Source organism: Aureimonas sp. Leaf427 (assembly GCF_001425485.1).
GTDB lineage: Bacteria > Pseudomonadota > Alphaproteobacteria > Rhizobiales > Rhizobiaceae > Plantimonas.
This window is the reverse complement of record NZ_LMQW01000001.1, coordinates 407,903-433,654: the sequence shown is the minus strand read 5'-3', so window position 1 is coordinate 433,654 and position 25,752 is coordinate 407,903. Positions and strand designations below refer to the sequence as shown.

Genomic DNA, 25,752 nt, shown 5'->3' with positions numbered 1-25,752 from the left:
CCGGCGTTCAGCCATCGGTCAGCCGGCTCGCGGCGCCCTCGCCGAGCGTCTTCAGGATCAGCGCGCAGGAGGTGGCGCCTGCATCGAGCACGCCGCGCGAGCGCTCGCCGAGCCGGGCGGCGCGGCCGATCTTCGCCACGAGATCGATCGTGGAATCACGGCCGGTCTCGGCGGCGGACTCCATCGCGGCGAGCGCATCGGCGAAGGAGGCGCCGCTTTCGATCGTCGCGTCGAAGGCCTCGCTGGCGGGAATGAAGGCGTCGAGCATGGTCTTGTCGCCGAGCTTGGCCGAGCCGATGGACTGCACGCCCTCCAGCCCCGCGCGCAGCATGGCGCCGAAGGTCTGCGGATCGATCGCGTCCTTGCCCTCGATCGCATCGGAGAATTCAGTGAACATCATGCCGTAGAGCGGCCCCATGGAGCCGCCGATCTCGCCCATCAGGACTTCGCTCAAGGCCGCGAAGGCTTGCCCCAGCGAGGCGTCCTTGCCGGCGAGGCGCTCGGCGGCCATGCCGAAGCCCTTGGCCATGTTCACGCCGTGGTCGCCGTCGCCGATCTTGCCGTCGATCTCGGAGAGATAGGCCTTGTTGGCGACGATCCGCTCGGCCATCGCGGTGACGATGCCGCCGGAGCCGGCATTGGGAAGGTGCTGCATGGTGGTTTCCCCGGTCATGCCATGGCCGGGCAGCGCGCCTCGGCATCCAAGAGGCGCTTCAGCTCGTCGTCGAGGGCCAGAACCGTCAGCGTCGCGCCGACCATTTCCAGCGAGGTGAAGTAGTTGCCGACATAGGTGCGGTGGATCGAAAGGCCGCGCGCGACGATCTCGGTCTCGATCGTGTCGTTCAGAATGTAGAGCTCGTTCAGCGGCGTCGCGCCGAGGCCCGAGACGAGGACGGCGACCTCGGTGCCCGCGGGCAGGGCGTGGTCGTCGAGGACGATCTTCGCCATGTCGCGCGCCACCTCGGCGGCCGTCTTCAAAGGCTCCACGCGGATGCCGGGCTCGCCGTGATGGCCGATGCCGACCTCCATCGTGCCAGGCTCGATCTGGAAGTTGGGGTGGCCGACGGCCGGCAGGGTGCAGGGGCCGAGGCCGACGCCGATGGAGCGGCAGGCGTCGATCGCGCGCTGGGCGGTGGCGCGGACCTCTTCGAGGGACGCGCCCTCCGCGGCCTTCGCGCCGCCGATCTTCCAGAGGAAGATCTCGCCCGCCACGCCCCGGCGCTTCTCGCGCTCCTCCGGCCCGGCCGAGCAGACGTCGTCGTTGGCGACGACGGTCGCGACCGCGATCCCGTCCTTCTCGGCGAGCTTCTTCGCCATCTTCACGTTCATGTTGTCGCCGGCATAATTGCCGTAGAGGCAGACGACGCCCGCGCCGCCGTCGGCTTCCTTGATCGCGTCGTGGAAGCTGCGGGCGGTCGGCGAGGAGAAGAGTTCGCCGACGGCCACCGCGTCCAGCATGTTGCGGCCGGTATAGCCGATGAAGGCGGGCTCGTGGCCCGATCCGCCGCCCGTCACGACGCCGACCTTGCCGGAGACGGGGGCGAAGGCGGAGGCGACGACGCGCGGGTTGCGCTCCGAAAGGCGCACGAGGTCCCGGTGGGCCTTCACGAAGCCCTTGACGGTGTCCTCGACGACCTCGTCGGGATTGTTGATGAAACGCTGCATGATGGAATCCCGGGCGCTGGAAGGGGAGAGGTCATACGAGAGGCATTGAAAACGACTTGCGGCATTCCGTTTGCGGATGGCTCAAGCCTCTGATGAAGCTGAGACATTCGCAATGTCTTCAACGGCCGGATGCGTCGGCATCCTCGGCCGTCGGTCTCAGAGGATCGTGTAGCCGCCGTCGACGAGGAGGTCGGCCCCGTTGATCATGTCGGCGCCGTTGGAGGCGAGGAACACGGCGGAGGCGGCGATCTCTTCCGGATAGGCGAAGCGGCCCATCGGAATGCGGGCCTTGGCGGCCTCGCCCTTCTCGCCGGCCCAGGCCTTGCGGCCGAGATCGGTGAGGACGATCGTCGGCGAAATGGAATTGACGGTGATCTTGTGGCGGCCCCATTCGGCGGCGAGCGTCTTCGTCAGGCCGATGACGCCGAACTTCGAGGCGCAGTAGGCCGCGTGCTCGTCGATCGCCACCGTGCCGGCCTGCGAGGCGAGGTTGACGATCTTGCCGCCCCGGCCCGCCGCGATCATCACGCGGCCGACGGCCTGGCAGACGAGGAACGTGCCGGTGAGGTTGATGGCGATGGTCTTCGTCCAGGCGTCGAGGCCGAGATCCTCGGCCGGGGCGAGCGCGACGATGCCAGCGCTGTTCACCGCGATGTCGATCCGCTCGAAATCCTCCACCACGCCGGCGACGGCCGCATCGACGGAGGCCTTGTCGGAGACGTCGCAGCGGAAGGCCTTGGCGCCGCCGCCGATCGAGCGCGCATGGGCTTCGGCGAGGTCGGTCTGGATGTCGAGGACGGCGACCCTGGCGCCCTTCCTGGCATAGGCCGAGGCGATGGCCGCGCCGATGCCGGAGCCGCCGCCGGTGACGAGGGCCACCTTGCCGGCCAGCGAGAAGTCGAGATCCACCGTGGGTGCGCTGTCGCTCATGTCGGTGCCGTCCTTGAACGTGTCGGGCGCGGATGCGCCTTGGTCGGAGGGGGGAGAGGGTGCGGGGCGGACGGGCCGCCCCGCGCTTTAGCTCTTACTTGCGGGATTCGAGGAGCTGGTCCGCGTTGGCGGTCGTCACGGGGGTCCAGGGAACGAGGTAGTCCTTGGCCTTGCCGTCCGCCCATTGCATGGAGGGATACTGCTTCCAGATGGGGGACTGCGGCTCGTAGTCGGGCTTGGCGGCCTTGATGGCGATGTCGAGCGCGCCTTGCGCCTGGGCGTTCGCGTCCTGCAGGATCGAGGCCATCTGGCCTTCCTTCACCGCCGTGATCGCATCCGTCACGCCATCGACGCCGGCGATGGCGAAGTCCTCGACCTTGAGGCCGGCCGCCTTGATCGCCTCGATCGCGCCGAGCGCCATCTCGTCGTTCTGGCCGATCACGCCGTTGATCTGGCCGGGATGCGAGGTCAGCCAGTTCTCCATCAGCGTCTGCGCCTCGGCTCTGGACCAGTTGCCGGTCTGCTGCTCCAGCACCTTCACGTCGGGGCAGTTGGCGAGCGCCTTCTGGTTGCCTTCGAGGCGCTGGATCTGGCCGGACTGGCCGATCGGGCCCTCGATGATGACGATGTTGCCCTTGCAGCCGAGCTTGTCGAGCACGGCCTTGGCCTCCAGCTCGCCGGCCTCGACGTCGTTGGAGCCGACATAGGCGGTGAGCACGTCGGAATTGACGCGGGCGTTGGAGCCGACGACCGGAATGCCGGCATCGACGGCGGCCTGGACGGGGGCGGCGCCGGCTTCCACGTCCATGGGCACGAAGATGATCGCGTTATACTTCTGCGTGATCATCGTGTTGAACTGTTCCTGCTGGACGAGCGCGTCGTAGCGGCCGTCGAACACGGTCACTTCGACTTCGCCGCTGGCCACCGCCGGGTGCTTCTGGAGCGCCGCGGTCCAGATCTGCATGAACTCGGCGTTGAGGCCGTAGACGGTCGCGCCGATCTTCAGCTTCTCCTGGGCGATGGCGGAGGGCGCGTAGAGCGCCGAGGCCATCGCGAATGCGAGCATGAGCTTCTTCATGGATGTCAGTCCTCCCGTTGAATCGGGTGCCGCCGTCATGGCGGCTCCCGGTGTTTCCGGCCGGCTCCCCGCCGGCCCGAATGCGTCGCGGCGCGCGAACCCTTTGGGTTCAGCCGCCGTGATTTCGCTTCTGGTCCAGCATGACCGCGCCGACGATGAGGGCGCCCTTCAGGATCTGCTGGTAGTAGGATTGCATGCCGAGGAGATCGAGCCCGTTGTTCATCACGCCGATGATGAGCGCGCCGATCAGCGTTCCCGTGACGCGGCCGACGCCGCCGGACAGGCTGGTTCCGCCGATGACGACGGCCGCGATCGCGTCGAGCTCGTAGGCGATGCCGGCCTGGGGCAGGGCCGAGCCCGTGCGCGCCGAAAGGATCATGCCGGCAAGGCCCGAGAGCGCTCCGGAAATGACGTAGACGAGGAAGCGGATGCGCCCGACGTCGATGCCGGACGTCTTGGCCGCATGCGGATTGCCGCCGACGGCATAGATGTAGCGGCCGAAGCGCGTGCGCGTCAGGACCCACCAGGACAGAGCGAAGACGGCGGCGAGGATGACGACCGGCATCGGAATGCCGAAGACGTTGCCCGTGCCGATCCAGCGGAAGGCGGGCACGAGGCCCGGCACCGGCTTGCCGCCGCCGTAGATCAGCGTCATCCCGCGCGCCGCCGAGAGCATGCCGAGCGTCGCGACGAAGGCGGGGACGGAGAAGCGCGAGACGATGAGCCCGACGATCGCGCCGCTCGCCACGCCGACGAGAATGCCGATGGCGAGCGCCAGGATCACCGGATAGGGCCCGCCCGCGACGCCGGCCGTCGCCGAGGTCGTGACGAAGCTGGCACTGACCATGCCCGCCAGCGCCACGACGGAGCCGACCGAGAGATCGATGCCGCGCGTCAGGATCACGAAGGTCATGCCGATCGCGAGGATGCCGTTGATCGAGGTCTGCAGGAGGACGTTCGAGATATTGCCCGCGGTCAGGAAATACTCGTTGGAAAAGGCGAGGATGACGACGAGGATCAGGAAGGCGAGAAAGATGCCGTATTCCTGGATCAGGAGGCGGCGCCTCTCGGCGCCGAGCCAGCCCGGTCCGGCCTTGGTTTCGATATTGGACACGCTTGTCTCCCGCTGCATGTCGGATGAAGTCTGCCGGCGCTGCTCCCTTCGCGGGAGGCGCGGCGATCGAAGCGTCAGGTCGAAAGATGGACGAGCGACTGGGCGCTCGCCTCGGCGCGGTCGAGGATGCCGGCCGAGCGCCCCGCCCGCATCACCAGAATGCGGTCGCTCAGCCCGAGCACCTCGTCGATCTCCGACGAGATCATGACGACGGTGCCGCCGCCGGCCGCGAAGTCGCAGATGACCCGGTAGATCTCGCGCTTGGCGCCGACATCGACGCCGCGCGTCGGCTCGTCGAGAAGGAGCACGCGCGGGTTGCGCAGAAACCACTTGCCGAGCACGACCTTCTGCTGGTTTCCGCCCGAAAGGCCCGAGACCGGCATCGTGTCGCGCGCGGCCTTGATGGCGAAGCGCTCGATCATCGAGCGGCTCGCCTCGGCCTCGTCGCGCCCGCGCATGACGAAGGCCGGGCTCATCTCCGGCAGGCTCGCCAGCGCGATATTGCCGCGCACGCTGTCGGAGAGGTTGAGGCCGGTCTGCTTGCGATCCTCGGTGACGAGGGCAAGCCCTTCGCGCATCGCGTCGGCGGGCTTGGCGATGGCGACCTCCCGTCCCTCCAGAAGGATGCGCCCCTCCGCGCGGCGGTCGAGGCCGAAGAGGCAGTCGAAAATCTCCGTGCGGCCGGAGCCCATCAGGCCGTAGATGCCGAGGATCTCGCCCTTGCGGACTTGGAAGGAAATGTCCTCGATCTTGCCGCGGCTGCCGAGCTTCTCGACCTCGAGGCCGACGGTCTCGGTGGGTGCGTTGGTCTTGATGTACTCCTCGCCGAGCTCGCGTCCGACGATCATGCGGATGAGATCGGGCCGCGCCACGTCCTTCAGCGCGCCGCTCTCGACATAGGCGCCGTCGCGAAAGACCGTGAAGCTGTCGGCGATCTGGAAGATTTCCGACAGGCGGTGCGAGACGTAGACGATGCCGCGCCCCTGGGCCTTCAGCCGCTCAATGGCGGAGAAGAGGTGCTGGGCCTCGCGCTCGCCGATGGCCGAGGTCGGCTCGTCCATGAAGATCACTTCGGCGTCGTGGCTGAGCGCCTTGGCGATCTCGACGAGCTGCATCTGCGCGACCGAGAGGCGCGCCATCGGCTGGTCCGCGTGGATGTCGAATTCGAGATCGTCGAGCACGTCCTGCGCCGCGCGGTTCATGGCCTTGAAGTCGATGCCGCCGAAGCGGCCGGAGGGCTCGCGGCCGAGATAGATGTTCTCGGCGACGGTCATGTGCGGAACCGGGCTCAGCTCCTGCTCGATGATCGCGATGCCGGAGGCCAGCGCCTCGGCGGGGCTGGCGAACTCGACCTCGCGCCCGCGCCGCCAGATCGTGCCGGCGTCGCGCTTCTGAATGCCCATGACGATCGAGAGGAAGGTGGACTTGCCCGCGCCGTTGCCGCCGCACAGCGCATGGACCGAGCCCGGCGCCAGCTCGAAACGCCCGTCTCGAAGGGCGGCAACGCCGCCGAAGGACTTCTTCAGCCCCTCGACCTTCAGCAAGGATTCCAAATGACCGACCCTCCCGGACGGCGCGCCGGCTGAGCCGACGCTGCGATGTCTGGCGCCGTCCTCTCCCGAAGGCCCGCGCTCAATTCGACAAGTTTCGACGCCTGCCCGACATATGTCAACCATAAGCTTGGCGGACGGCTCCGAGGCTGTGGATCGGCGCCGTCCGCGATTCCCGGAATCGGGCCGATCCGGGCGGCCGAGGCGTTGCTTTCGCGTCTCTTCCAATGCAATCCTCGATCGCATAGGCCTAAATCATGAGGGGATGGGCGCTTTCCGGCATTGGCACCGGTTTGTCCTGTCTCTAGAAGGTCGGGAATGAAGGGCCGGCGGGAGGTCGGCCGACCGGACCATCCTCGGGAGGATCTCGCATGTTCGAACTCAATCGCCGCCGTGTCATCGCGGCCTTCGGTGCGGCCGCCCTCTTGGCGTCGACCCCGCTCTCGGCCTTCGCGCAGGAGGTCCTGCCGGAGCTGAAGATCCTGGCGCCCGCCGCGGCCGGCGGCGGCTGGGATTCCGCCGCCCGCTCGCTCCAGCAGGTTCTGACGCAGACCGGCGCCGTGCGCAGCGTGCAGGTGACGAACGTCGCCGGCGCCGGCGGAACGGTGGGCCTCGCCCAGTTCGTCAACTCCGCCGACGGCAGCGGCAGCGACGTGATGGTCGGCGGCCTCGTGATGGTCGGCGCGATCATCTCCAACAAGTCGCCGGTCAATCTCTCTCAGGTCACGCCGCTTGCGCGCCTCACGGGCGATCCGCTCGTCATCGTGGTGCCGAAGGATTCCGAGCTGAAGACCATTCAGGATCTCGCCAAGGCGGTGAAGGACAACACGGCGGGCACGCTCTGGGCCGGCGGCTCGGCGGGCGGTGCCGACCACATCCTCGCCGCGCTCTTCGCCAAGGCCGCCGGGGCTGATCCTGCGCAGATCAACTACGTCGCCTTTTCCGGCGGCGGCGAGGCGCTGGCCGCCATGCTCGGCGGGCGCGTCACGGCGGGCATTTCCGGCTATGGCGAGTTCGAGGGCCAGATCAAGTCGGGCGATCTTCGCGCGCTCGCGGTCTCCTCGCCCGAGCGTTTCGCCGGCGTCGACGTTCCCACGCTGAAGGAGCAGGGCATCGACGTCGAGGTCGTGAACTGGCGCGGCCTCTTCGCCGGCCCCAACATCTCGGCCGAGGACAAGGCCAAGCTGTCCGGCGTCGTCGAGAAGGCCGTGAAGTCGCCGGAGTGGGCCGAGGTGCTGAAGGCGCGCGGCTGGAGCGACTACTATGCGAACGCGGACGAGTTCGCGACGTTCGTCACGTCCGAGAACACCCGCGTCCACGACGTCCTGAAGACCATCGGCCTCGCCGACTGACACGAATCGAGAAGCGGCGCGGGATGGCATTCCGCGCCGTTTCCTTATCTGGGGGGAGGCCGAGATGCCGACAGTGAAGACGCGGTCCTTCGACCGCCCCGCCGCGATCATCGGCCTCATCCTCCTGGGTGTGGCCGCGCTGATCTTCTACGATGCGAGCCACATGTCGAAGGGCGCGACCTACGGGATCGGGCCGACCGCCATGCCGCGCGTGCTCGTCGTCTTCTTCGGGGGCCTCGCGCTCGCCCATTTCGTCACCGCCTTCCGCGGCGGACTGCCCGTGCCGGACGAGGCGGACTGGAAAGGCTTCGGCTGGGTCGCCGGCGGGCTCTTCGCGCTGATCGCCGTCATCGCGCTCGGCGGCGGGTTCATTCTCGGCGCCATGCTGCTCTTCGCGATGACCGCGCGCGCCTTCGGCCGCCGCGCCTTCCCGACGGACATGGCGATCGGCTTCGCCATCGCCTTCGTCGTCTTCCTCCTCTTCAACAACCTTCTCTCGCTGACCCTGCCGCAGGGCCCGCTCGAGCGGCTTCTCTGAGGCGCCCGCGATGGAGTCCTTCTTCGCCCTCGGCAACGGCTTTCTGGTCGCCCTCGAGCCGACCAACCTCCTCTTCGCCACGATCGGCGTCCTGCTCGGCACGCTCGTCGGCGTCCTGCCCGGCATCGGCCCGGCGCTGACCGTCGCGCTGCTCCTGCCGGTCACCTTCAAGCTCGATCCCGGCGGCTCGATCATCATGTTCGCCGGCATCTACTATGGCGGCATGTATGGCGGGTCGACGACCGCGATCCTTCTGAACACGCCGGGTGAAAGCGCCTCGGTCGTCACTGCGCTCGAAGGCAACCGGATGGCGCGCGCGGGACGCGGCGGCCCGGCACTCGCCACGGCTGCGATCGGCTCCTTCGTCGCCGGCACGCTCGCGACGCTCGGCCTCGCCTTCCTGGCGCCCCTCCTCGTCAAGATCGCGGTCGGCTTCGGTCCCTGGGACTATTTCGCGCTGATGATCCTCGCCTTCGTGACGGTGGCGGCGACCTTCGGCTCCTCGCCGCTCCGGGGCCTCACGAGTCTCGCCTTCGGTCTCCTGCTCGGCCTCATGGGCATCGATCAGTTGACGGGGCAGGCGCGCATGACCTTCGGCGTGCCGCAGCTTCTCGACGGCATCGAAGTGACGACGCTCGCCGTCGGTCTCTTCGCCATCGGCGAGGCGCTCTATGTGGCCTCGCGCCATCTCCACAGCCCGGAAAAGCCGATCCCGATCAAGGGCTCGCTCTGGATGACCAAGGAGGACTGGAAGCGGTCGTGGAAGCCCTGGCTGCGCGGCACCGCCTTCGGCTTCCCCATCGGCGCGCTGCCCGCGGGCGGCGCCGAGATCCCGACCTTCCTGTCCTACGCGACCGAGCGCCGCCTGTCGAAGAACCCGGAAGAGTTCGGCCATGGTGCGATCGAGGGCGTCGCGGGGCCGGAGGCCGCCAACAACGCCTCCGCCGCGGGCACGCTCGTGCCGCTCCTGACGCTCGGCCTGCCGACCTCGGCGACCGCGGCGATCATGCTGGCCGGCTTCCAGCAATACGGCCTCCAGCCGGGTCCGCTCCTCTTCGCGACCTCGCCGGATCTGGTCTGGGGCCTCATCGCCAGCCTCTTCATCGCCAATGTCATGCTGGTGATCCTGAACTTGCCGCTGATCGGGCTCTGGGTGCGTCTCCTCGCGGTGCCGCTGCCCTGGCTCTATGCCGGCATCCTGGTCTTCGCGGCCATGGGCACGGTCGCGGCCAATCCCTCGGCTGTCGAACTCGGCATCCTCGTCGCCTTCGGCTTCATCGGCTTCTTCATGCGCCGCTACGACTATCCGGTCGCACCGGCCGTCGTCGGCCTGATCCTCGGGCCGATGGCCGACGCGCAGCTGCGCCGCTCGCTCCAGATGAGCCTCGGCGATCCGATGATCCTCCTGGAGAATCCGGGCTCGGCCACGCTGCTCGGCATCGCCGCCCTAGCGCTGATCGCGCCGTTCATCCTCAAGGGGCTCGAGCGCTTCCAGCAGCAGGAAGACTGAGGCGGCGGAACGGTCCCCACTCTCTCGATGGAAGCATGGCAAACGGCCCCCAAGCGGGGTCGTTTGCATGTCGGGTGTTTGGCTGCGAGGCGCGGCGCTACGGCGCGCCCAGGCGGTCGGCGAGGGCGCCGAAATCTTGCGCGACAATGTCCCAGTCCGCCTCGGGATGGAGGTCCTCGGTCTGTCCGGGGCCGTGCTCGCCCGGGCGGGGGACGAAGGCCGTGCGAAGGCCGCAGGCGCGGGCGGCGGCGAGGTCGCCATTGTGGGCGGCGACGAGGCAGGCTTCGTGCGGCGCCAGATCGAGAAGCGCCACGCTGCGCAGATAGGCCTCCGGCGATGGCTTGTAGGCGCCCGCGATCTCGGCGCCGAGAATGACGTCCCAGGGCAGGCCGCCCCATCTGGCGAGATCGACCATCAGCGAGACATTGCCGTTCGAGAGCGGCGCCACGATGTGGCGGGTCTTCAGGCGGCGCAGCCCCTCGACCGCGTCCGGCCAGGGATCGAGCCGATGCCAGGACAGGACGAGATCGTCGATCTCGTCCGGCGGGACGGCGGAGGGCTCGAGCCCGATTTCGCGCAGAACCTCCTGGAGGTTCTCGCGGTGGAGCGTGTCGAGCTTCACGAAGGGCCGGCGTCCGCTGCGGACCTCTTCCATCGCGGGCTGATAGCGGCGGCGCCAGGCATCGGCGAGCGCATGGGCGTCGGCCGCGACGGCATGGCGGGCCAGAAAGGGTGCGAGACCGCGCGCGACGCCGGCGCGCCAGTCCACCACGGTGCCGAACACGTCGAAGAGAAGCGCCTTCACCTCAGGCATCGGCCTTCGATTCCGCGGGCATCGGCTCGGTCATGTCGGGCGACGCCGAGAGGTCCACCACCGTCGGCGCGGCTTGTCCGCCGGCCTGCGTGGATAGCTCGGCCTTGAAGGCGCAGGCGAAGGCGTCCGACGAGAGGCGCTCGGCCAGCGTCCGCAAGTGCTGCGCGCCTTCGCTGCCGAGCAGCGTTTCGACCCGCCGGTGCGCCTCCGCCCAGAGAAGCCGGCCTTCCTGCAGCCTCTGGTGGCCGAGGGGCGTGAGGGTCGCACGCTTGGCGCGCTTGTCGCGCGCATCCGGCTGCAGGGCCACGAGATCGTCGCGGACGAGGGGGCGGAGGGCGTGGGTCAGAGCCGAAATGCCGACGCCCAGACGATCGGCGACGGTCTGGAGCGTCGGGCCTTCTCCATCCGCCCCTTGCTCGATCCGGATCAGCAGCCCGAACTGGGTCGCCTTCAGACCGCTCGGCGCGAAGGTCTCGTCGTAGAGCATTCCGAGCTGCCGCGTCGCGCGGCGCAGCGCGTCGTTGGTGCAGACCAGAACCAAGTCCTCGAACCTGCCCTCAGAGCCCGCTTCGCCGATCATCTCGTCATCTACCGTCTTGCGCATGCCGTTAGGGTAGTTGAGGGCCGCACCATTGCAAAGGGTTTTTGTCGTGCCCCGCGTTCAAGCTTTCGGCAGACAGCCCGTCGCCGGCTTGACCGAATTTTGATGCGGGTATATGCCCGCATTCATGTTGACCGAATGCACCTGCATCGCCCTTCGAGCCGTGTCGCGGAAGGTGACCGCCGTCTACGACGACGCGCTCTCCCCGTTCGGGATCACGATCGCGCAATACGGTCTGCTCCGCCGGATCGGCCGGGCCGGAACGACGTCGCTGACCGAGCTTGGCCGAAGCGCGGAACTCGACCGGTCGACGGTCGGGCGGAACGTGCGGGTCTTGGAGGCCATGGGCCTCGTCGGCTCGGCCTCGGGCGAGGACCAGCGCGAGGCGAAGGTGAGCCTCTCGGACGAGGGCCGGACGGTGCTCGACGCCGCCGGTGGCGCGTGGCGCGTGGCGCAGGAGGCGATCGAGGCGCGGATCGGCACCGAGACCGCCGCCACGCTCCGATCCCTGGCGGCCACGCTTTGACATCCGCCCGAAGCCCGTCGGGACCATCGGCCGCGATGGGCGGGTGCCGGGCGAACGGGCGCACCGTTCGGGCCGGCGAAGGCCCTCGAGGGCGCCATGACTGCAGCGGGGCGATCCCCGGATCGGAGGTCGCATGACCGCATCGTTTGATTCGGCGAAAGCCGCCGGCGCGCCGCCCTTTGCCGGCGCCGCGCCGAAGGGGCGGCTCGTGCGGGCGTTTGCTGCGCGCGGCATCCATTACGGCTGGGCCGTCGTCGCCTGCACCTTCGCCGCCATGCTGGCCACCGCGGCCGCCATGGGGGCGCCCGGCGTCATGCTGGCGCCGCTCCAGGCCGAGTTCGGCTGGTCGAACGCCGACGTCTCGGCCGCCATGGCGCTGCGTCTGGTGCTCTTCGGCCTGATGGCGCCCTTCGCCGCCGCCTTCATGAACCGCTTCGGCATCCGCCGGGTCGTCGCCTTCGCGATCGGGCTGATCGTATCGGGCATCGTCGGCTCGCTCTTCATGACGCAGCTCTGGCACCTCGTGCTGCTCTGGGGCGTCGTCATCGGAATCGGCACGGGCATGACGGCGCTGGTGCTGGGCGCCACCGTCGCCGCGCGCTGGTTCTCGGCCCGGCGGGGCCTCGTCGTCGGCCTTCTCACCGCGAGCAACGCGACGGGCCAGCTCGTCTTCCTGCCGATGCTCGCCGGCCTCACCGAGGCGATCGGCTGGCGGGCGGCGCTGACCTTCGTCGTCGCCGTGCTCCTGGCCGCGCTGCTGCTCGTCGCCTTCGTCATGCGCGACCGGCCGTCCGATGTCGGACTGCCGCCCTATGGCGAAGCGGCCGTCCTGCCGCATGTCGCCGTTCCGAGTTCGATGGGCGCGCTTCTCATGTCGCCGCTGATCGTCCTGAAGGAGGCGGCGGGATCGAACACGTTCTGGGTTCTCTTCCTGACCTTCTTCGTCTGCGGCTTCTCGACCAACGGTCTGATCCAGACGCACTGGATCACGCTGTGCGGCGATTTCGGCGTGGCGCCGGTGGCGGCGGCCGGCACGCTCGCGGTGATCGGCCTCTTCGATCTCGTCGGCACGGTCGGATCGGGCTGGCTGTCCGATCGGTTCGACAACCGCCGTCTTCTCTTCGTCTACTATACGCTGCGCGGCCTCTCGCTCCTCTACCTGCCCTTCTCCGACTTCTCCTTCTACAGCATAGGCCTCTTCGCCGTGTTCTACGGGCTCGACTGGGTGGCGACCGTGCCGCCGACGGTGCGCCTCGCCGCCGAGCGCTTCGGCCGGGAGAAGGCGGGCATGGTCTTCGGCTGGATCTTCACGGGCCACCAGCTCGGCGCGGCCTCGGCCGCCATGGCGGCGGGCGCCTCGCGCACGGAGCTCGCCTCCTACATGCCGGCCATCTACGCCGCCGGCACGCTGTGCCTGCTCGCCGGCCTTCTCGCGCTCAGCGCCGCCAAGACCGAGCCCGTTCCCGCCTGAGCCTGCCGTCTTTCAGAGGATCATCGCCATGCGCTATCGTCTCTTCGGCCGAACGGGCCTTCGCGTCTCCACCCTTTCGCTCGGCACCGGCGTCTTCGGCACCGGCTGGGGCTACGGCACCGAGGCGTCGGCGGCGCGCGCGATCTACGACGCCTATCGCGGCGCCGGCGGCAATTTCATCGACACGGCCGACAGCTACCAGTTCGGCCAGTCCGAGACGTTTCTCGGCGAGTTCATCGGCAACGACCGCGACGACATCGTGCTCGCCACGAAGTTCGCGCTGGGCGCGGCGCCCGATGCCGGGCTCCAGGCGACGGGCAACAGCCGCAAGACCATGCGCCAGTCGGTGGAGGCGAGTCTCAAGCGGCTGAAGACCGACCGCATCGATCTTCTCTGGGTGCACATGCCCGACGGCGTGACGCCGATCGAGGAGATCCTGCGCGGCCTCGACGATCTCGCCCGCGCGGGCAAGATCCTCTATGCCGGCCTCTCCGACTTTCCCGCCTGGCGGGTCGCGACGGCCGCCACGATCGCCGAGCTTCGCGGCACGCTGCCGCTCGGCGCTCTGCAGATCGAATACAGCCTCGTCGAGCGCACGCCGGAGCGCGAGCTTCTGCCGATGGCGGCCGCGTTCGGGCTCGGCACCGTCGCCTGGTCGCCGCTCGGCGGCGGGCTCCTGACGGGCAAGTACCGCAAGGGCGAGACGGGCCGGGCGCAGGGGCTGGGCGCCGTGATCCATTCCGAGGACGACGAGCGCAAGGTGGCGGTGGTGGACGCCGTCCTCGCCGTCGCCGAGGAGGCCGGCGTCTCGCCGGGGCAGGTCGCCATCGCCTGGGTCCTGTCCAAGGGCGTCCTGCCCATCATCGGCCCGCGCACGGTCGAGCAGCTTACGGACAATCTCGGCGCAGCCGCGGTGGCGCTTTCGGCGGAGCAGATCGCAAGGCTCGACCGGGCGAGCGCCGTTCCCCTCGGCTTCCCGCACGATCTCGTGGCGGGACGGCGCGGCGCGCTCTTCGCCAAGAAGCTCGGCGACACCGACGTGGCAAGCTTCGGCATCCGCTGACGGCTATGAGACGCGCCGGGCCCGACCCGGCGCTTTTTGCGGCGGCATCGCCCTGCGCATCTTGAACGCGCCTTCCTCCCTGCTCTAGATGGGCCGGGGGCGCGGGGGGCGTCTTCGCAAAGAGGCTCGGCCGATCGATCCCGATGGGAACGCGGCGAAATTTCCCTCCGTCAGGCGAAGGGTGATCCATGCGAGCGTTGATCTGCGACGAGCCGGGCAAGCTGTCCCTCATCGAGCGGGACGTGCCCCGGCCCGCGGCCGGCGAGGTGCTGGTGCGCATCCGGCGCGTCGGCATCTGCGGAACCGACTTCCACATCTTCCAGGGCAAGCATCCCTTCCTCGAATATCCCCGCGTCATGGGCCACGAACTGTCCGGCACGGTCGAGGACGCCAACGGATCGGCGCGGCTCTCCGCCGGCGAGACCGTCTACATCGTGCCCTATCTCTCCTGCGGCCATTGCGTGGCCTGCAGGCGCGGCGTCACCAATGCCTGCCAATCGATCTCCGTGCTCGGCGTCCATCGCGACGGCGGCATGTCGGAGTTCATCTGCGTGCCCGAGCAGAACGTCGTGCCGGCCGGCACGGCCTCGCTGGACGAGGCCGCGATGATCGAGTTCCTCGCCATCGGTGCCCATGGCGTGAAGCGCGGCGCCATCACGGCTTCGGACCGCGTGCTCGTCGTCGGATCGGGGCCGATCGGCATGTCGGCGATCATCTTCGCCAAGGCGCGGGGCGCGGACGTCACGGTCATGGACACGCGGGCGGACCGGCTGGCCTTCACCGTCGATCAGCTCGCCGCCGACCGCACGCTGCTCGCCGACGAGACCGCCGAGGCCGAGGCCGGGCGCATCACCGGCGGCGACTTCTTCGACGTCGTGATCGACGCGACCGGAAATGCCGGCGCCATGCAGCGGGGATTCGGCCTCGTCGCCCATGCCGGGCGCTATATTCTCGTCAGCGTGGTGCGGCAGGACATCACCTTTTCCGATCCGGAATTCCACAAGCGCGAGATGACGCTTCTCGCCAGCCGAAACGCCCAAGCCGATGATTTCGCGGAGGTCGTCGCGCAGATGGGCGCGGGCCGGGTGCCCACGCGGGCGCTGAACACCCATAAGGGCGCGCTGGCCGACGCCCCGCGCCTCATGAGCGAGTGGTTGCGTCCCGAGGCGGGCGTGATAAAGGCGATCCTGGAACTCTAAGCGGTTCGACCGGCGATTTCATAAGGAATGCTTGTCGTATTCGCCGGCGATGTTTCGGAAAGAGACGCGGAAGGTCGATGCCGAGGGGCGTCGGCAAGGTGGTCTCGGCAAGCAGAGACGGTATGAGCGGCAGACTTCTTTCCATCGGCGAGTGCATGGTCGAGCTGAGGCAGGCCGGGGCCGGTCTCTTTGCCAAGGGCTATGCCGGCGACAGCTTCAACGCCGCCTATTATGCCCGGATGTTTCTGCCCGAAAGCTGGAGCGTCGACTATCTCTCGGCGGTCGGGACCGATCGCGTCTCCGACGAGAGCCTCGACTTCATGCGCAGCGTCGGAGTCGGAACCGACTTCGTCCGCCGGATCGAGGGCCGGACCGTCGGGCTCTACATGATCCATCTCGACGGCGGCGAGCGCAGCTTCTCCTATTGGCGATCCGCCTCGGCCGCCAAGGCCCTCGCGGACGATCCCTCGCATCTGCGAGAGGCGATGGCGGCGAGCGACGTGATCGTCTTCTCCGGCATCACGCTCGCGATCCTTTCGCCCGACGCCTTGGCCACGCTTCTTTCCGAGCTCGGCCGGGCCCGCAGCGCCGGCAAGACCGTGGTCTTCGATCCCAACATCCGCCCGCGCCTCTGGGACGAGGCGGATCGCATGCGCGAGGCGATCTCGGCCGGCGCCGAGGTCGCGACGATCGTCATGCCGAGCTTCGAGGACGAGACGACCCATTTCGGCGACGGCTCGATCGAGGAGACGATCCGGCGCTATCGCGCGCACGGGGCGAAAAGCGTCGTCGTGAAGGATGGCGGGAACGGCGTCACGATCGCGCTCGACGACGGCACGTCGCATTTCGTGCCCTCCGCGCCGGTCGCCGAGGTCGTCGATACGACCAGCGCAGGCGACAGCTTCAACGGCGCCTATCTCGCCCATCTCGCCCGGACCGGCGACCCGAAGGCCGCAGCCGCCTTCGCCGCCGGGATCGCGGCGCGCGTCATCAGTCACCACGGCGCGCTGGTCGAGCGCGAGAACCTCCTGTCCGCCGACGCCTGACCGGCGGGGATATCCGATAACGACAAGCCCGAAACGGGCCGCAAGAGTGAGGAAGCATCATGAAGTTCGGTGTGCCCAAGGAGGTTCGCGCGGGCGAAAAGCGCGTCGCGCTGACGCCCGAAAGCGTCGGACGGCTTCGCAAGCTCGGCTATGACTGCCTGGTCGAGGCCGGGGCCGGCGAGGCCGCGCGCTTCTCGGACGCGTCCTATGCCGAAGCCGGCGCGCGCGTGGTGCCCGACGCCGATGCGCTCTGGCGCGAGGCCGACATCGTGGCGAAGGTGCGCCCGCCCGAGCCCTCCGAGGTCGAGCTGTCGCATTCGGGCCAGGTGCTGATCTCCTTCCTCTACCCCGCGCAGAGCCCGGATCTTCTGTCCAGCCTCAAGGATCGCGGCGTCACCGCGATCGCGATGGACATGGTGCCGCGCATCAGCCGCGCGCAGAAGATGGACGCTCTGTCCTCTATGGCGAACATCGCGGGCTATCGCGCGGTGATCGAGGCCGGCAACCATTTCGGACGCTTCTTCACCGGGCAGATCACGGCCGCCGGCAAGGTGCCGCCGGCCAAGGTTCTCGTCATCGGCGCGGGCGTCGCGGGCCTTGCCGCCATCGGCGCGGCGCAGTCGCTGGGCGCGCAGGTGCGCGCCTTCGACGTGCGCCCCGAGGTGGCCGAGCAGATCCAGTCCATGGGCGCGGAGTTCCTCTTCCTCGACTTCGCCGACACGGCCGACGGCGCGGCGACGGGCGGCTATGCCGCGCCCTCCAGCCCCGAATTCCGCGAGAAGCAGCTCGAGCTCTTCCGGGCCCAGGCCGCAGAGGTCGACATCGTCATCACGACGGCGCTGATCCCCGGCCGCGACGCGCCCAAGCTCTGGCTGGCCGACATGGTGGCCGCGATGAAGCCCGGCTCCGTCGTCGTCGATCTAGCCGCCGAGCGCGGCGGCAATTGCGACCTCACCGTTCCCGACGAGGCGATCGAGACGGAGAACGGCGTCAAGATCATCGGCTATACGGACTATCCGAGCCGCATGGCCACGCAGTCCTCGACGCTCTACGCGACGAACATCCGCCACATGATGGACGACCTGACGCCGAAGAAGGACGGTGTCGTCGTCGTCAACATGGAGGACGACGTCATTCGCGGCGCGACCGCGACGCACGAGGGCGCGATCACCTTCCCGCCGCCGCCGCCCAAGATCGCAGCGATCGCCAGGCAACCGGTCAAGAAGGTCGTGGAGGAGACGCAGGAGCAGAAGGCCGCGCGCCAGACGCTCGCCGCCCGCAAGGCCGGCCGCCAGCAGATCGGGCTTCTCGCCGGGGGCGCGCTTCTGCTGCTCCTCATCGGACTCGTCGCGCCGCCAAGCTTCCTCCAGCATCTGGTGGTCTTCGCGCTCGCCTGCTTCGTCGGCTATCACGTCATCTGGAACGTCTCCCACGCGCTGCACACGCCGCTGATGGCCGTCACCAACGCGGTGTCGTCCATCATCATCCTCGGCGCGCTCCTGCAGGTCGGCTCGTCCAGCTGGATCGTCGCGGTGCTCGGCGCCCTTTCCATCCTCATCGCATCGGTCAACATCTTCGGCGGCTTCATGGTGACGCGCCGGATGCTGAAGATGTTCCAGAAGAGCTGAGCGGGATCACCACCATGAGCCAAGGTCTCGTCAGCGCGGCGTATATCGTCGCCTCCATCCTCTTCATCCTCTCGCTGGGCGGCCTGTCCAACCAGGAAAGCGCCAAGCGCGCCGTCTGGTACGGCATCGCCGGCATGGCGCTCGCCGTGGTCGCCACCATCGGTGCGCCCGGCGTCGGCGCGCATTGGCTGATCGTCCCGATGATCGTCCTCGGCGCGTTCGCCGGCGGCTGGCTCGCCGGCCGCGTGCAGATGACGCAGATGCCCGAACTCGTCGCCGCGCTCCATTCCTTCGTGGGTCTGGCCGCGATCTTCATCGGCTTCAACGCCGATATCGAGGCCGCCCGCGCGGCCGCGGCGCTCGCCTCGGGCACCGGCGAGACGCTGACGGGCTTTGCCGCGACGCTCGCCCACAAGCTGCCGGTGGAGCTTTCCATCATGCGCGTCGAGGTCTTCCTCGGCGTCTTCATCGGCGCGGTGACTTTCACCGGCTCGGTCGTCGCCTATGGCAAGCTGTCCGGCCGGATCGGCTCCAAGCCGCTCGTCCTGCCGCAGCGCCATGCGATCAACCTCGCCGGCCTCGTCGTCGCGCTGATCCTCGGCATCGCCTATTTCAACGGCGCGGGCATCTGGACGCTGGTCCTCGTCGCGGTTCTGGCGGGCGCGCTCGGCTGGCATCTCATCATGGCGATCGGCGGGGCGGACATGCCCGTCGTCGTCTCCATGCTGAACAGCTATTCCGGCTGGGCGGCGGCGGCGATCGGCTTCACGCTCTCGAACGATCTCCTGATCGTCACGGGCGCGCTGGTCGGCTCCTCCGGCGCGATCCTGTCCTACATCATGTGCCGGGCGATGAACCGGAACTTCGTCTCGGTCATTCTCGGCGGCTGGGGCGGCACGACGGGACCGGCGGCCGAGATCACCGGCGAGCAGGTCGCGATCGACGTCGAGGGCGTCGCCCAGGCGCTGGACGATGCGGACTCGATCGTCATCGTGCCAGGCTACGGCATGGCGGTGGCGCAGGCCCAAGGCTCGATCTCGGAACTCACCAAGCGCCTGCGCGCCAAGGGCAAGACGGTGCGCTTCGCCATCCACCCCGTGGCCGGCCGCCTGCCCGGGCACATGAACGTGCTCCTCGCCGAGGCCAAGGTGCCCTACGACATCGTCCTGGAAATGGACGAGATCAACGAGGACTTCCCCTCGACGGACGTGGCGATCGTGGTCGGCTCCAACGACATCGTCAATCCGGCGGCACAGGAAGACCCGAACTCGCCGATCGCCGGCATGCCGGTGATCGAGGTCTGGAAGGCCAAGCAGGTCTTCGTCTCCAAGCGCGGGCAGGGCACCGGCTATTCCGGCATCGAGAACCCGCTCTTCTTCAAGGAGAACACGCGGATGCTCTACGGCGACGCCAAGGCCTCGATCGACCAGATCCTCAAGCTCATCTGAGATCGCGTCGAAGGTCCCGCGGGGCCGGCCCATGGCGGCCGATCCTCGCGGGACCTTCTTTTTGGGCTTTTATATTAGAGAACTCTATATTAGACTTCTCTGATGAAGCTGGACGAATTCGGAACGGAGAACCTGCAGGCCTTCGAGGACAAGGCCGGCGAAGTGGCGGCGATCCTGAAGGCGGTCGCGAACGAGCGCCGCCTCATGCTCCTCTGCAAGCTCGTGGAATGGGGCGAGGGGAGCGTCGGCACTCTGGCGGAGGCCGTGGGCCTGTCGCAATCGGCGCTCTCGCAGCATCTGACCGTGCTACGCGAGAAGGGCATCGTCGCCTATCGCCGGGAGGGGCAGACGCTCTGGTATCGCGTCTGCGATCCGCGCATCGAGGCCCTGTTCGCGACGCTGCACGGCCTGTTCTGCCCGCCCCCGCTTCACCCACCCGCGGAAGCCGCCCGTCCGCCGGCGCCGGTCCCGGCTGAAACGAAGCCCCGCGCCCGGGAAAACGCCCGCGCCCAGAACGAGGATCGATGACGATGGAGCATTTCACACCCGTATCCGCGCTTTCCGGCGGTCTCCTGATCGGCCTGTCCGCCGCCATCCTCTTCCTGATGAACGGCCGCATCGCCGGGATCAGCGGCATTCTCGGCGGCGCGCTGCGGCCGGCGGCGGGCGAGTTCGGCTGGCAGATCGCCTTCCTCGTCGGGCTCCTCGCGGCAGCGCCGCTTCTCGTCCTTTCGGGCTACGAGATGCCGGCCGTCTCGGTCGATGCGGCGCTGCCGGTCGTCGTCGCCGGCGGGCTTCTCGTCGGTTTCGGCACGCGGCTCGGCTCCGGCTGCACGAGCGGCCACGGCGTCTGCGGCATCGGCCGCGGCTCGGGGCGCTCGATCGTCGCGACCGTCACCTTCATGGCGGCGGCGGCGGCCACCGTCTTCCTCGCCCGCCATGTCGTCGGAGCCTGAGCCATGAGCCGCATCCTCCTCGCTCTCTTCGCCGGCCTCGTCTTCGGCGCCGGCCTCGTCGTCTCGCAGATGGTCGATCCCGCCAAGGTGCTCGGCTTCCTCGACGTCGCGGGCGACTGGGACCCGAGCCTTGCCTTCGTCATGGGCGGCGCGATCCTCGTCACGGCGCCGGCCTTCGCGCTCGCCCGCCGCATGGGCGCCCCGGTCCTCGCGCCCCGCTTCGAATGGCCGACCCGGCGCGACGTGGATGCGCGGCTTCTCTCGGGCGCTGCGCTCTTCGGCATCGGCTGGGGCCTCGTCGGCCTCTGCCCCGGCCCGGCGCTCGCCAGCCTCGGCTTCGTGCCGGGCGAGGTCGTCGTCTTCGTCGCCGCGATGGCCGCCGGCATGGTCCTCTTCCGCCTCCTCCCCGCCCCGAAACCCGCGCCGGGACCCGCCTCCACGTCCCGAACCGCCGACGCGTGAGCGGCCGGCTCGGCGCGGCACGGTCGCGCCCGCCGCCGCCGCTAAGGCCATAAAGTCACACAACATGACCATAGGTCGAACAATGAGATGGAGTGCACAACCAGAATATTGACAATCTTAAGGCGTATGCTAGCAAACTCGTCGGGGCGATCGGCGTGTGCTGACGATCGAGCGTACGGCGTGGTTTGAGGGTTGATGATCGGCACGGGTGAAGCCCTTCGCGGAGACGGTGCGACGAAGCTCGCACGGTGTGTAGGCCGCGCCCCGGAAGCCGGAAGCATCTGTCTCGAATCCACGCCGAAAACCTTACGTCTTCGCTCTCGATCGTCGATGCCGGGGCCTGCCGCCAAGGCGGGGATTTTCCATGTCGGGCGGTGACGCAGGAGAGCCGAAGGGATCGGCATCGCGTCCTCCGTCGGTCTGTTCCTCGTGCCGGGAAAACCTGCAGCTTCAGGTCGATTTCTGTCCCTTCTGCAGCGCTCCGCAAGTCGTAGCGGCGGCGCCCGACGTTTCGAACCTTCTCGACGATGTCGATTGGTCGAAGGAGCTGCGCGCGGCCGTTCCGGCTCCTTCGTCTCCCCGCTCTCCCTCGTCTCCGGCACCAAGCGCCGTATCGGCTGCGGTGCCGTCCTTTGTCGCCGTATCCGCGCCGGATGCGGGCGGGACGGTCGAGCCCGCTCGCGACGCTTCCCGTCCTTCCGGTCCGGACAATACGGTTCCGGCGCAAAAGGGCGGGAAAGCCAAGCGGCGGTTCGCGGCGTTGGTCGTGATCGCAATCATCGCCGCGGCCCTGTTCTCCCGGCACTCGCCCTCGACTTCGACCGATTCGCGGGTGAGGGACGTCGCCGGAAGCCCGTCGGGTGCCGCCGCGCCCGCTCTTCCCGCCGCTCCGGCCTCGGTGCCTGCGCCGACGGCGCGCAGTTCCGTTCCGGCCGCCAAGCCTTCGTCGCCGGCCGAGCCGTCGCGCTCGTCCGTCCGCCTGACGAAGGCGTGGAAGACGGTCAGCCTCGGCGCCGGCGGCGAGCGAGCGTCCGTTTCCTTCGAAGGTAAAGGCCCGTTCCGCATCCGCGCCGGCCGCAAGCTCTACGTCGTGAACGGATCGACCCCTGTCGAGCTGGATCTTCGCGGGCTTTCCGAGGTCGATCTGCGGGCGGTCGCCGATCCGACGACCGTCGATATCGTCTCCGCCCGAAATCGCAGCCTGGTGGGAAACTGAGATGGTCGTCGAGAACGGCATCTGGCGGCAGGCGCGGTCGGGCGCGGACGATCTGGAATGGTCGTTCGACGGCGGATCGCTGGTGGGCCTGCGATCCGGCGACCAGATGGTCGAGGCGAGCGATGCTTCCTTCGATCTTCTCGACCTCCAACTCGACGAGCGGACAGGGCGGGTCTTCCCGCCGCATTTCCGCTTCGATCCCGAGACCGGACGGCCTCTCGTCCGGCGTGCCGGGCTCGATGCGCCCTTCGGCGCGCCGTATCTGCGAGCGGACGGGCTTCCCGATCTCGATCTCGGCGGACGTTCGCCCGATGTCGAGTCCCGTGCGCCGGTCGCCATGCCGGCGGGAATCGTCGCCCTCTTCGCGTGCGGAGATCCGACGACGCTCTTCTGCCTGACGGCGCAGGGCGTTCTCTTCTTCCAGTGCCGGACCGGCGCCTGGATCGAGCTGGACCGGCTGGCGCCGCCCGACCTGCCCGCCCATGCGTTTTCCGTCGTCGCCACGCGCGACGGATTTGCCGGCGTCTTCGGCCAGCGGCTCGTCGTCTGCGAGATGTCCGGCTCGCTGCCCCGGATGGTTCTCCATTCGCCGCCGGCTCCCAAAGGGCGGCCTTGTGGCTCGCCGGTCGCGATCGAAAACGGCGGCATCGCGTTTCCGATGCTCGTCGAAGGGCGCATTTCGATCGAGGTCTTCTGGTCCCGTGAACGGCGCTGGGGGACGATGGAGGTCGCGGGCGTCCCGAACGCTTCGGATTTCGCCTTCTCCGTTCCGGTGCAGGTGCCCTCGCAACTGCCCGACACGTATTGGGTGGGAGCGCATTCCTACATCCTGATGAGCTCCGATTACGGGGAGCGCACCTGCGAGGTGCGACCGTTCCCCGATGGAGTCCAGGCCGTGCTCGGCCCGCGGCCGCTGCGCGACAGCAGCAACACGTTGCATGTCCTCGTCGAGACGCAGTCCCATTTCGCCTATCGAAGCCTGACGCGCTCGCCGCGCACGACGCCGCTCAGCGGGCCGCATGTCAGTGCCGGGCAGCAGAGCTTCTTCAGCCGGAGCGTGTTCGAAACGCCGTGGGACGAGGACCCGGTCTCCTTCCAGATCGAAGCCGGCGCCGGCCGTATCCTCCTCCCGCTGGCTTACGACCAGGGCGCCAACGGCAAGAATCTGGGAACGCTCGTCGCGCTGGTGGACGACGGCGACATTGCCGGGCTCTTCAGCACGAGCGCCGAGCGCATCCGCACCTCGACGCTTCATTGGCAGTCCGGCGCGCGCGTCATCTCTCTGAAGGCCAGCGCACAGCTGCGCAACCGCTTCGACATCCTCGCCTATCGCACCGATCGTCATCTCATCGTCGGCAGCGCGGTCAACGGCGCCTTCTACAGATGGGAACTCGAGTGATGCGTCCTGCCGCGTTCCTGCTCGCCACGGTCTTCGCCCTCTTCGGCTGGATCTCCTCCGCCGCCGCCCAAGGCACGGTGCGGCAGGTCTATCTCGTTCAGAATTCCGGCTGGATGGAGCCGTTCTACAAGGACGAGACCTCGCAGTTCCTCAACCTCGTCACCCATCTGGTGCGGTCCAGCGAGTTGACCGGCGTTCCTATCACCATCGCGAGCTTCAATCAGGACGGGCAGATCGAGGGGCGTCGCTCGCCCGACGTCGTCTTCGAAGGCGCCGTGTCGGATGCGGCCTTCGAGGCGGTGTCGCGCATCGACGTGCCGCGCAGAGCCAATGGTCGCTATGCCGACGCGGACTTCCTGGGCGCTCTCAAGAGCACGCTCGGTACCATCCTGCAGGGGCAGGAGGGCGTGATCTGGATGGTCACGAACAACAAGAACTCGCCCGACAACAGCCAGAACGTCATGGAGAACACGCGGGGCTTCTACGATCTCCTGCGCCAGTCCGACTTCATCACGCGCATCGTCTCCTTTCCCTTGCGCATGCGCGTCGTCGGGCCGAACTTCTCCGAGAACGGCTTCATCATCTATGCCATCGCCTACGGCGAGACGGCGGCGCGCGCGCTCGATGTCGTGATCGCGCCGGGCACGCCCATTCGCAGTCTCTTCGCCGATCCGCCGGTTTCGTTGAAGCCCGTCGCGCCCGAGGCGGTCGAGCTGATCCTCGACGCGCAGAGTTTGGGAGACGGCGTCACGGCCCGCATGCAGGACGGCATCGTCGTGGTCGACGATCTGGCGGCCGAGGCGGGCCGGGTCCTCACGGTGCGCGGGCAGGTTCGCAACGTCGCCTATCCCAAGAAGATCGTCAGCGCGACCGTCACGACGCGCTGGGATAGCGGGGCCGCCGAGAACGGGCCGCAGGCCAGCGCCGATCCGCCCCAGATCCAGGACCTTGCGGCCGGGGCGATCTCCGCGCCCGTCGCGCTCACCCTCTCGCTGCCGCCCTTCGAGCGCCCGCCCGGTCTTGCCGGTCTCTTCGAGACGGAGGCCGTCATCGACGGACGGCTCAGGATCGCGCTGAACGATCTTTCATACGATCTCGACGACGCCTTCGTGGAAAAGGCCGCGGCCGTCTTCGGCGGCAGCCTTCTCGGGGATGGGCAGCGCCAGCTCGTCGAGGAGCAGCTGCCGCGCATCTTCTTCGACTACGAGGCGATCGACAGCGCCGTGACCGACGTCCCGATGAGGCTCGTCGTGCGCTTCTCCTCGCTGCCCCTCTATCTCGCGGCCGGCGCGCTTCTGGCTCTCCTCGCCGCCGTCGGCGCCCTCGTCTGGCTCGCGACAAGAGCCCGGACCTACACGGTGGCAGCCGGCGGAAGCTCCCATCGCCTCCTGTTGAGATCGGGGCAGGCGGTGACGGTCGAAGGGCTGGACGGCAGCCGCCACCGCGTCACGGGCAGGCTTTTCGGCGCCCCGTCCATCCACCCCTCGACCTGACCTGCCGCTTCGATTGGAACCCTCGACGATGACGAACGCGCCGATGAGATTGGCCCAGGCCGACTTCAGCATCCCCGCGCCCCAGGGCGCCGCCAGGGCCGCGCCGGCGCCGTCGAGCGCGCCGGCCGCCCCGCCTGCGTCCGTGCAGCCGCAGGCGACGCAGCCCGAAGCGCGGACCGAGGTCGGCACGGCTCTTCCGCCGTTTCTCCTGCCGCGCGACGTCTCCACGAACGCGCTCGTCGCCGGCGGCGTCGTGTTCGTCCTTCTCCTCGGCGTGTTCTTCGCCGTGAAGCTCTCGGTCACGCGCGGGCTTCAGGCGCGCTACGCCGCGCCCGGTCCGGCTTCGGAAGCGGGGTGGCTTCTCTTCGCCTTCCTCGCCTTCACCAGTCTCGTTCTCATCGCCGCCTTCATCGGAACGCTCTGGACGCGCTTCGTGCTGATCGGCCCGGCCGGCGTCGTCTCGCTGCTTCTTCTCGTCCTCTTCCTGCGCAAGCGCAGCGTCGCGCTGAAGACGCGCCGCTAGAGTCTGTCAGGTTCACACTGAACCAGACAGACTCTAGACTCCTTTGTTTTCGTTTGTCTTTTCGGGATAACCGGTTCCCACTTATCCCTGACAAACTCTAGCTCCGTCCTTCGGGACCGGGCCCGCCCGCCGCCCAGGACCTGCCCCGGACCCGCGCCCGTCGATCGCCC

25 protein-coding genes are annotated in these 25,752 nt (G+C 68.5%); 17 read left to right on the top strand and 8 right to left on the bottom strand.

All coding sequences use genetic code 11. The features are described from left to right. Window positions 1-7: 7 nt before the first annotated feature. From dhaL to ASG62_RS01825, 6 genes are all read right to left on the bottom strand, one after another. A complete protein-coding gene (gene dhaL / locus ASG62_RS01850) occupies window positions 8-655 on the bottom strand; it encodes a dihydroxyacetone kinase subunit DhaL (RefSeq protein ID WP_056694366.1) in 648 nt (215 codons plus the stop codon). Window positions 656-669: 14 nt separating this feature from the next. After that, window positions 670-1,665 carry a dihydroxyacetone kinase subunit DhaK gene (locus tag ASG62_RS01845; RefSeq protein ID WP_056694368.1) on the bottom strand — a complete coding sequence of 332 codons (996 nt, stop codon included), beginning with the start codon at window positions 1,663-1,665 and terminating at the stop codon, window positions 670-672. Window positions 1,666-1,821: 156 nt separating this feature from the next. Next, window positions 1,822-2,595, bottom strand: a complete 774-nt coding sequence (locus tag ASG62_RS01840; RefSeq protein WP_056694370.1) for a GolD/DthD family dehydrogenase — start codon at window positions 2,593-2,595, stop codon at window positions 1,822-1,824. Between the two features lie 94 nt (window positions 2,596-2,689). Further along, entirely contained in the window at window positions 2,690-3,673 is a 984-nt protein-coding gene (locus ASG62_RS01835; RefSeq protein ID WP_056694372.1) for a substrate-binding domain-containing protein, read from the bottom strand. A 109-nt stretch (window positions 3,674-3,782) separates the two neighbouring features. Beyond that, window positions 3,783-4,787 carry an ABC transporter permease gene (locus tag ASG62_RS01830; RefSeq protein WP_413814167.1) on the bottom strand — a complete coding sequence of 335 codons (1,005 nt, stop codon included), beginning with the start codon at window positions 4,785-4,787 and terminating at the stop codon, window positions 3,783-3,785. A gap of 74 nt (window positions 4,788-4,861) precedes the next feature. Then, a complete protein-coding gene (locus ASG62_RS01825) occupies window positions 4,862-6,340 on the bottom strand; it encodes a sugar ABC transporter ATP-binding protein (protein ID WP_056694376.1) in 1,479 nt (492 codons plus the stop codon). A gap of 368 nt (window positions 6,341-6,708) precedes the next feature. Between ASG62_RS01825 and ASG62_RS01820 the strand changes: the two genes are divergently transcribed. From ASG62_RS01820 to ASG62_RS01810, 3 genes are all read left to right on the top strand, one after another. Then, window positions 6,709-7,689 (top strand): Bug family tripartite tricarboxylate transporter substrate binding protein, encoded by a 981-nt coding sequence (locus ASG62_RS01820; protein WP_056694378.1) that lies wholly within the window; start codon window positions 6,709-6,711, stop codon window positions 7,687-7,689. Window positions 7,690-7,753: 64 nt separating this feature from the next. Continuing rightward, a complete protein-coding gene (locus tag ASG62_RS01815) occupies window positions 7,754-8,227 on the top strand; it encodes a tripartite tricarboxylate transporter TctB family protein (RefSeq protein WP_056694380.1) in 474 nt (157 codons plus the stop codon). 10 nt (window positions 8,228-8,237) lie between these two features. Continuing rightward, window positions 8,238-9,737 (top strand): tripartite tricarboxylate transporter permease, encoded by a 1,500-nt coding sequence (locus ASG62_RS01810; RefSeq protein ID WP_056694382.1) that lies wholly within the window; start codon window positions 8,238-8,240, stop codon window positions 9,735-9,737. 97 nt (window positions 9,738-9,834) lie between these two features. On the opposite strand, the gene ASG62_RS01805 is transcribed toward ASG62_RS01810, so the two are convergent. Both ASG62_RS01805 and ASG62_RS01800 read right to left on the bottom strand, forming a co-directional pair. Next, window positions 9,835-10,551: a haloacid dehalogenase type II gene (locus ASG62_RS01805; RefSeq protein WP_056694383.1), complete on the bottom strand. Its 717-nt coding sequence runs from the start codon at window positions 10,549-10,551 to the stop codon at window positions 9,835-9,837. Further along, window positions 10,544-11,131: a MarR family winged helix-turn-helix transcriptional regulator gene (locus ASG62_RS01800; RefSeq protein ID WP_156381917.1), complete on the bottom strand. Its 588-nt coding sequence runs from the start codon at window positions 11,129-11,131 to the stop codon at window positions 10,544-10,546. Before ASG62_RS01800 ends, ASG62_RS01805 begins: the two co-directional genes overlap by 8 nt. A gap of 148 nt (window positions 11,132-11,279) precedes the next feature. Here ASG62_RS01800 and ASG62_RS01795 point away from each other — a divergent pair, with 148 nt between their 5' ends. The 14 genes from ASG62_RS01795 (at window position 11,280) to ASG62_RS01730 (ending at window position 25,582) form a co-directional block, all read left to right on the top strand. Beyond that, window positions 11,280-11,678: a MarR family winged helix-turn-helix transcriptional regulator gene (locus ASG62_RS01795; RefSeq protein WP_156381916.1), complete on the top strand. Its 399-nt coding sequence runs from the start codon at window positions 11,280-11,282 to the stop codon at window positions 11,676-11,678. 133 nt (window positions 11,679-11,811) lie between these two features. Then, complete coding sequence (locus ASG62_RS01790) at window positions 11,812-13,149, top strand: MFS transporter (RefSeq protein WP_082537175.1); 1,338 nt, start codon at window positions 11,812-11,814, stop codon at window positions 13,147-13,149. 28 nt (window positions 13,150-13,177) lie between these two features. Beyond that, the gene (locus ASG62_RS01785) at window positions 13,178-14,212 is read left to right on the top strand and encodes an aldo/keto reductase (RefSeq protein WP_056694385.1); all 1,035 of its coding nucleotides are present in this window, start codon (window positions 13,178-13,180) and stop codon (window positions 14,210-14,212) included. Between the two features lie 188 nt (window positions 14,213-14,400). After that, a complete protein-coding gene (locus ASG62_RS01780; protein ID WP_056694386.1) occupies window positions 14,401-15,411 on the top strand; it encodes a zinc-binding alcohol dehydrogenase family protein in 1,011 nt (336 codons plus the stop codon). Window positions 15,412-15,533: 122 nt separating this feature from the next. Continuing rightward, the gene (locus ASG62_RS01775; RefSeq protein WP_056694389.1) at window positions 15,534-16,457 is read left to right on the top strand and encodes a sugar kinase; all 924 of its coding nucleotides are present in this window, start codon (window positions 15,534-15,536) and stop codon (window positions 16,455-16,457) included. Window positions 16,458-16,516: 59 nt separating this feature from the next. Further along, window positions 16,517-18,085: a Re/Si-specific NAD(P)(+) transhydrogenase subunit alpha gene (locus ASG62_RS01770; RefSeq protein WP_056694391.1), complete on the top strand. Its 1,569-nt coding sequence runs from the start codon at window positions 16,517-16,519 to the stop codon at window positions 18,083-18,085. A gap of 14 nt (window positions 18,086-18,099) precedes the next feature. Continuing rightward, on the top strand, window positions 18,100-19,533 hold the full coding sequence (locus ASG62_RS01765) for an NAD(P)(+) transhydrogenase (Re/Si-specific) subunit beta (RefSeq protein WP_056694393.1): 1,434 nt from the start codon (window positions 18,100-18,102) through the stop codon (window positions 19,531-19,533). 102 nt (window positions 19,534-19,635) lie between these two features. Then, window positions 19,636-20,061: an ArsR/SmtB family transcription factor gene (locus ASG62_RS01760; RefSeq protein WP_056694395.1), complete on the top strand. Its 426-nt coding sequence runs from the start codon at window positions 19,636-19,638 to the stop codon at window positions 20,059-20,061. Between the two features lie 2 nt (window positions 20,062-20,063). Beyond that, window positions 20,064-20,489 carry a YeeE/YedE family protein gene (locus tag ASG62_RS01755; RefSeq protein ID WP_056694953.1) on the top strand — a complete coding sequence of 142 codons (426 nt, stop codon included), beginning with the start codon at window positions 20,064-20,066 and terminating at the stop codon, window positions 20,487-20,489. A 3-nt stretch (window positions 20,490-20,492) separates the two neighbouring features. Beyond that, window positions 20,493-20,951 (top strand): YeeE/YedE family protein, encoded by a 459-nt coding sequence (locus tag ASG62_RS01750; protein ID WP_056694397.1) that lies wholly within the window; start codon window positions 20,493-20,495, stop codon window positions 20,949-20,951. Window positions 20,952-21,717: 766 nt separating this feature from the next. Then, window positions 21,718-22,167, top strand: a complete 450-nt coding sequence (locus tag ASG62_RS01745; RefSeq protein ID WP_156381915.1) for a hypothetical protein — start codon at window positions 21,718-21,720, stop codon at window positions 22,165-22,167. A 1-nt stretch (window position 22,168) separates the two neighbouring features. Beyond that, a complete protein-coding gene (locus ASG62_RS01740) occupies window positions 22,169-23,566 on the top strand; it encodes a hypothetical protein (protein ID WP_056694401.1) in 1,398 nt (465 codons plus the stop codon). Further along, complete coding sequence (locus ASG62_RS01735) at window positions 23,566-25,059, top strand: hypothetical protein (RefSeq protein ID WP_056694404.1); 1,494 nt, start codon at window positions 23,566-23,568, stop codon at window positions 25,057-25,059. The genes ASG62_RS01740 and ASG62_RS01735 overlap by 1 nt, the downstream gene beginning before the upstream one ends. A gap of 43 nt (window positions 25,060-25,102) precedes the next feature. Then, window positions 25,103-25,582 (top strand): hypothetical protein, encoded by a 480-nt coding sequence (locus ASG62_RS01730; RefSeq protein ID WP_156381914.1) that lies wholly within the window; start codon window positions 25,103-25,105, stop codon window positions 25,580-25,582. The last annotated feature ends 170 nt before the right edge of the window (window positions 25,583-25,752 follow it).

Coding starts and splice junctions, on each gene's coding strand:
- dhaL (WP_056694366.1), bottom strand. CDS start 655: ATGCAGCACCTTCCCAATGCCGGCTCCGGCGGCATCGTCACCGCGATG.
- ASG62_RS01845 (WP_056694368.1), bottom strand. CDS start 1,665: ATGCAGCGTTTCATCAACAATCCCGACGAGGTCGTCGAGGACACCGTC.
- ASG62_RS01840 (WP_056694370.1), bottom strand. CDS start 2,595: ATGAGCGACAGCGCACCCACGGTGGATCTCGACTTCTCGCTGGCCGGC.
- ASG62_RS01835 (WP_056694372.1), bottom strand. CDS start 3,673: ATGAAGAAGCTCATGCTCGCATTCGCGATGGCCTCGGCGCTCTACGCG.
- ASG62_RS01820 (WP_056694378.1), top strand. CDS start 6,709: ATGTTCGAACTCAATCGCCGCCGTGTCATCGCGGCCTTCGGTGCGGCC.
- ASG62_RS01815 (WP_056694380.1), top strand. CDS start 7,754: ATGCCGACAGTGAAGACGCGGTCCTTCGACCGCCCCGCCGCGATCATC.
- ASG62_RS01810 (WP_056694382.1), top strand. CDS start 8,238: ATGGAGTCCTTCTTCGCCCTCGGCAACGGCTTTCTGGTCGCCCTCGAG.
- ASG62_RS01805 (WP_056694383.1), bottom strand. CDS start 10,551: ATGCCTGAGGTGAAGGCGCTTCTCTTCGACGTGTTCGGCACCGTGGTG.
- ASG62_RS01800 (WP_156381917.1), bottom strand. CDS start 11,131: ATGATCGGCGAAGCGGGCTCTGAGGGCAGGTTCGAGGACTTGGTTCTG.
- ASG62_RS01795 (WP_156381916.1), top strand. CDS start 11,280: ATGTTGACCGAATGCACCTGCATCGCCCTTCGAGCCGTGTCGCGGAAG.
- ASG62_RS01790 (WP_082537175.1), top strand. CDS start 11,812: ATGACCGCATCGTTTGATTCGGCGAAAGCCGCCGGCGCGCCGCCCTTT.
- ASG62_RS01785 (WP_056694385.1), top strand. CDS start 13,178: ATGCGCTATCGTCTCTTCGGCCGAACGGGCCTTCGCGTCTCCACCCTT.
- ASG62_RS01780 (WP_056694386.1), top strand. CDS start 14,401: ATGCGAGCGTTGATCTGCGACGAGCCGGGCAAGCTGTCCCTCATCGAG.
- ASG62_RS01775 (WP_056694389.1), top strand. CDS start 15,534: ATGAGCGGCAGACTTCTTTCCATCGGCGAGTGCATGGTCGAGCTGAGG.
- ASG62_RS01770 (WP_056694391.1), top strand. CDS start 16,517: ATGAAGTTCGGTGTGCCCAAGGAGGTTCGCGCGGGCGAAAAGCGCGTC.
- ASG62_RS01765 (WP_056694393.1), top strand. CDS start 18,100: ATGAGCCAAGGTCTCGTCAGCGCGGCGTATATCGTCGCCTCCATCCTC.
- ASG62_RS01760 (WP_056694395.1), top strand. CDS start 19,636: ATGAAGCTGGACGAATTCGGAACGGAGAACCTGCAGGCCTTCGAGGAC.
- ASG62_RS01755 (WP_056694953.1), top strand. CDS start 20,064: ATGGAGCATTTCACACCCGTATCCGCGCTTTCCGGCGGTCTCCTGATC.
- ASG62_RS01750 (WP_056694397.1), top strand. CDS start 20,493: ATGAGCCGCATCCTCCTCGCTCTCTTCGCCGGCCTCGTCTTCGGCGCC.
- ASG62_RS01740 (WP_056694401.1), top strand. CDS start 22,169: ATGGTCGTCGAGAACGGCATCTGGCGGCAGGCGCGGTCGGGCGCGGAC.
- ASG62_RS01735 (WP_056694404.1), top strand. CDS start 23,566: ATGCGTCCTGCCGCGTTCCTGCTCGCCACGGTCTTCGCCCTCTTCGGC.
- ASG62_RS01730 (WP_156381914.1), top strand. CDS start 25,103: ATGAGATTGGCCCAGGCCGACTTCAGCATCCCCGCGCCCCAGGGCGCC.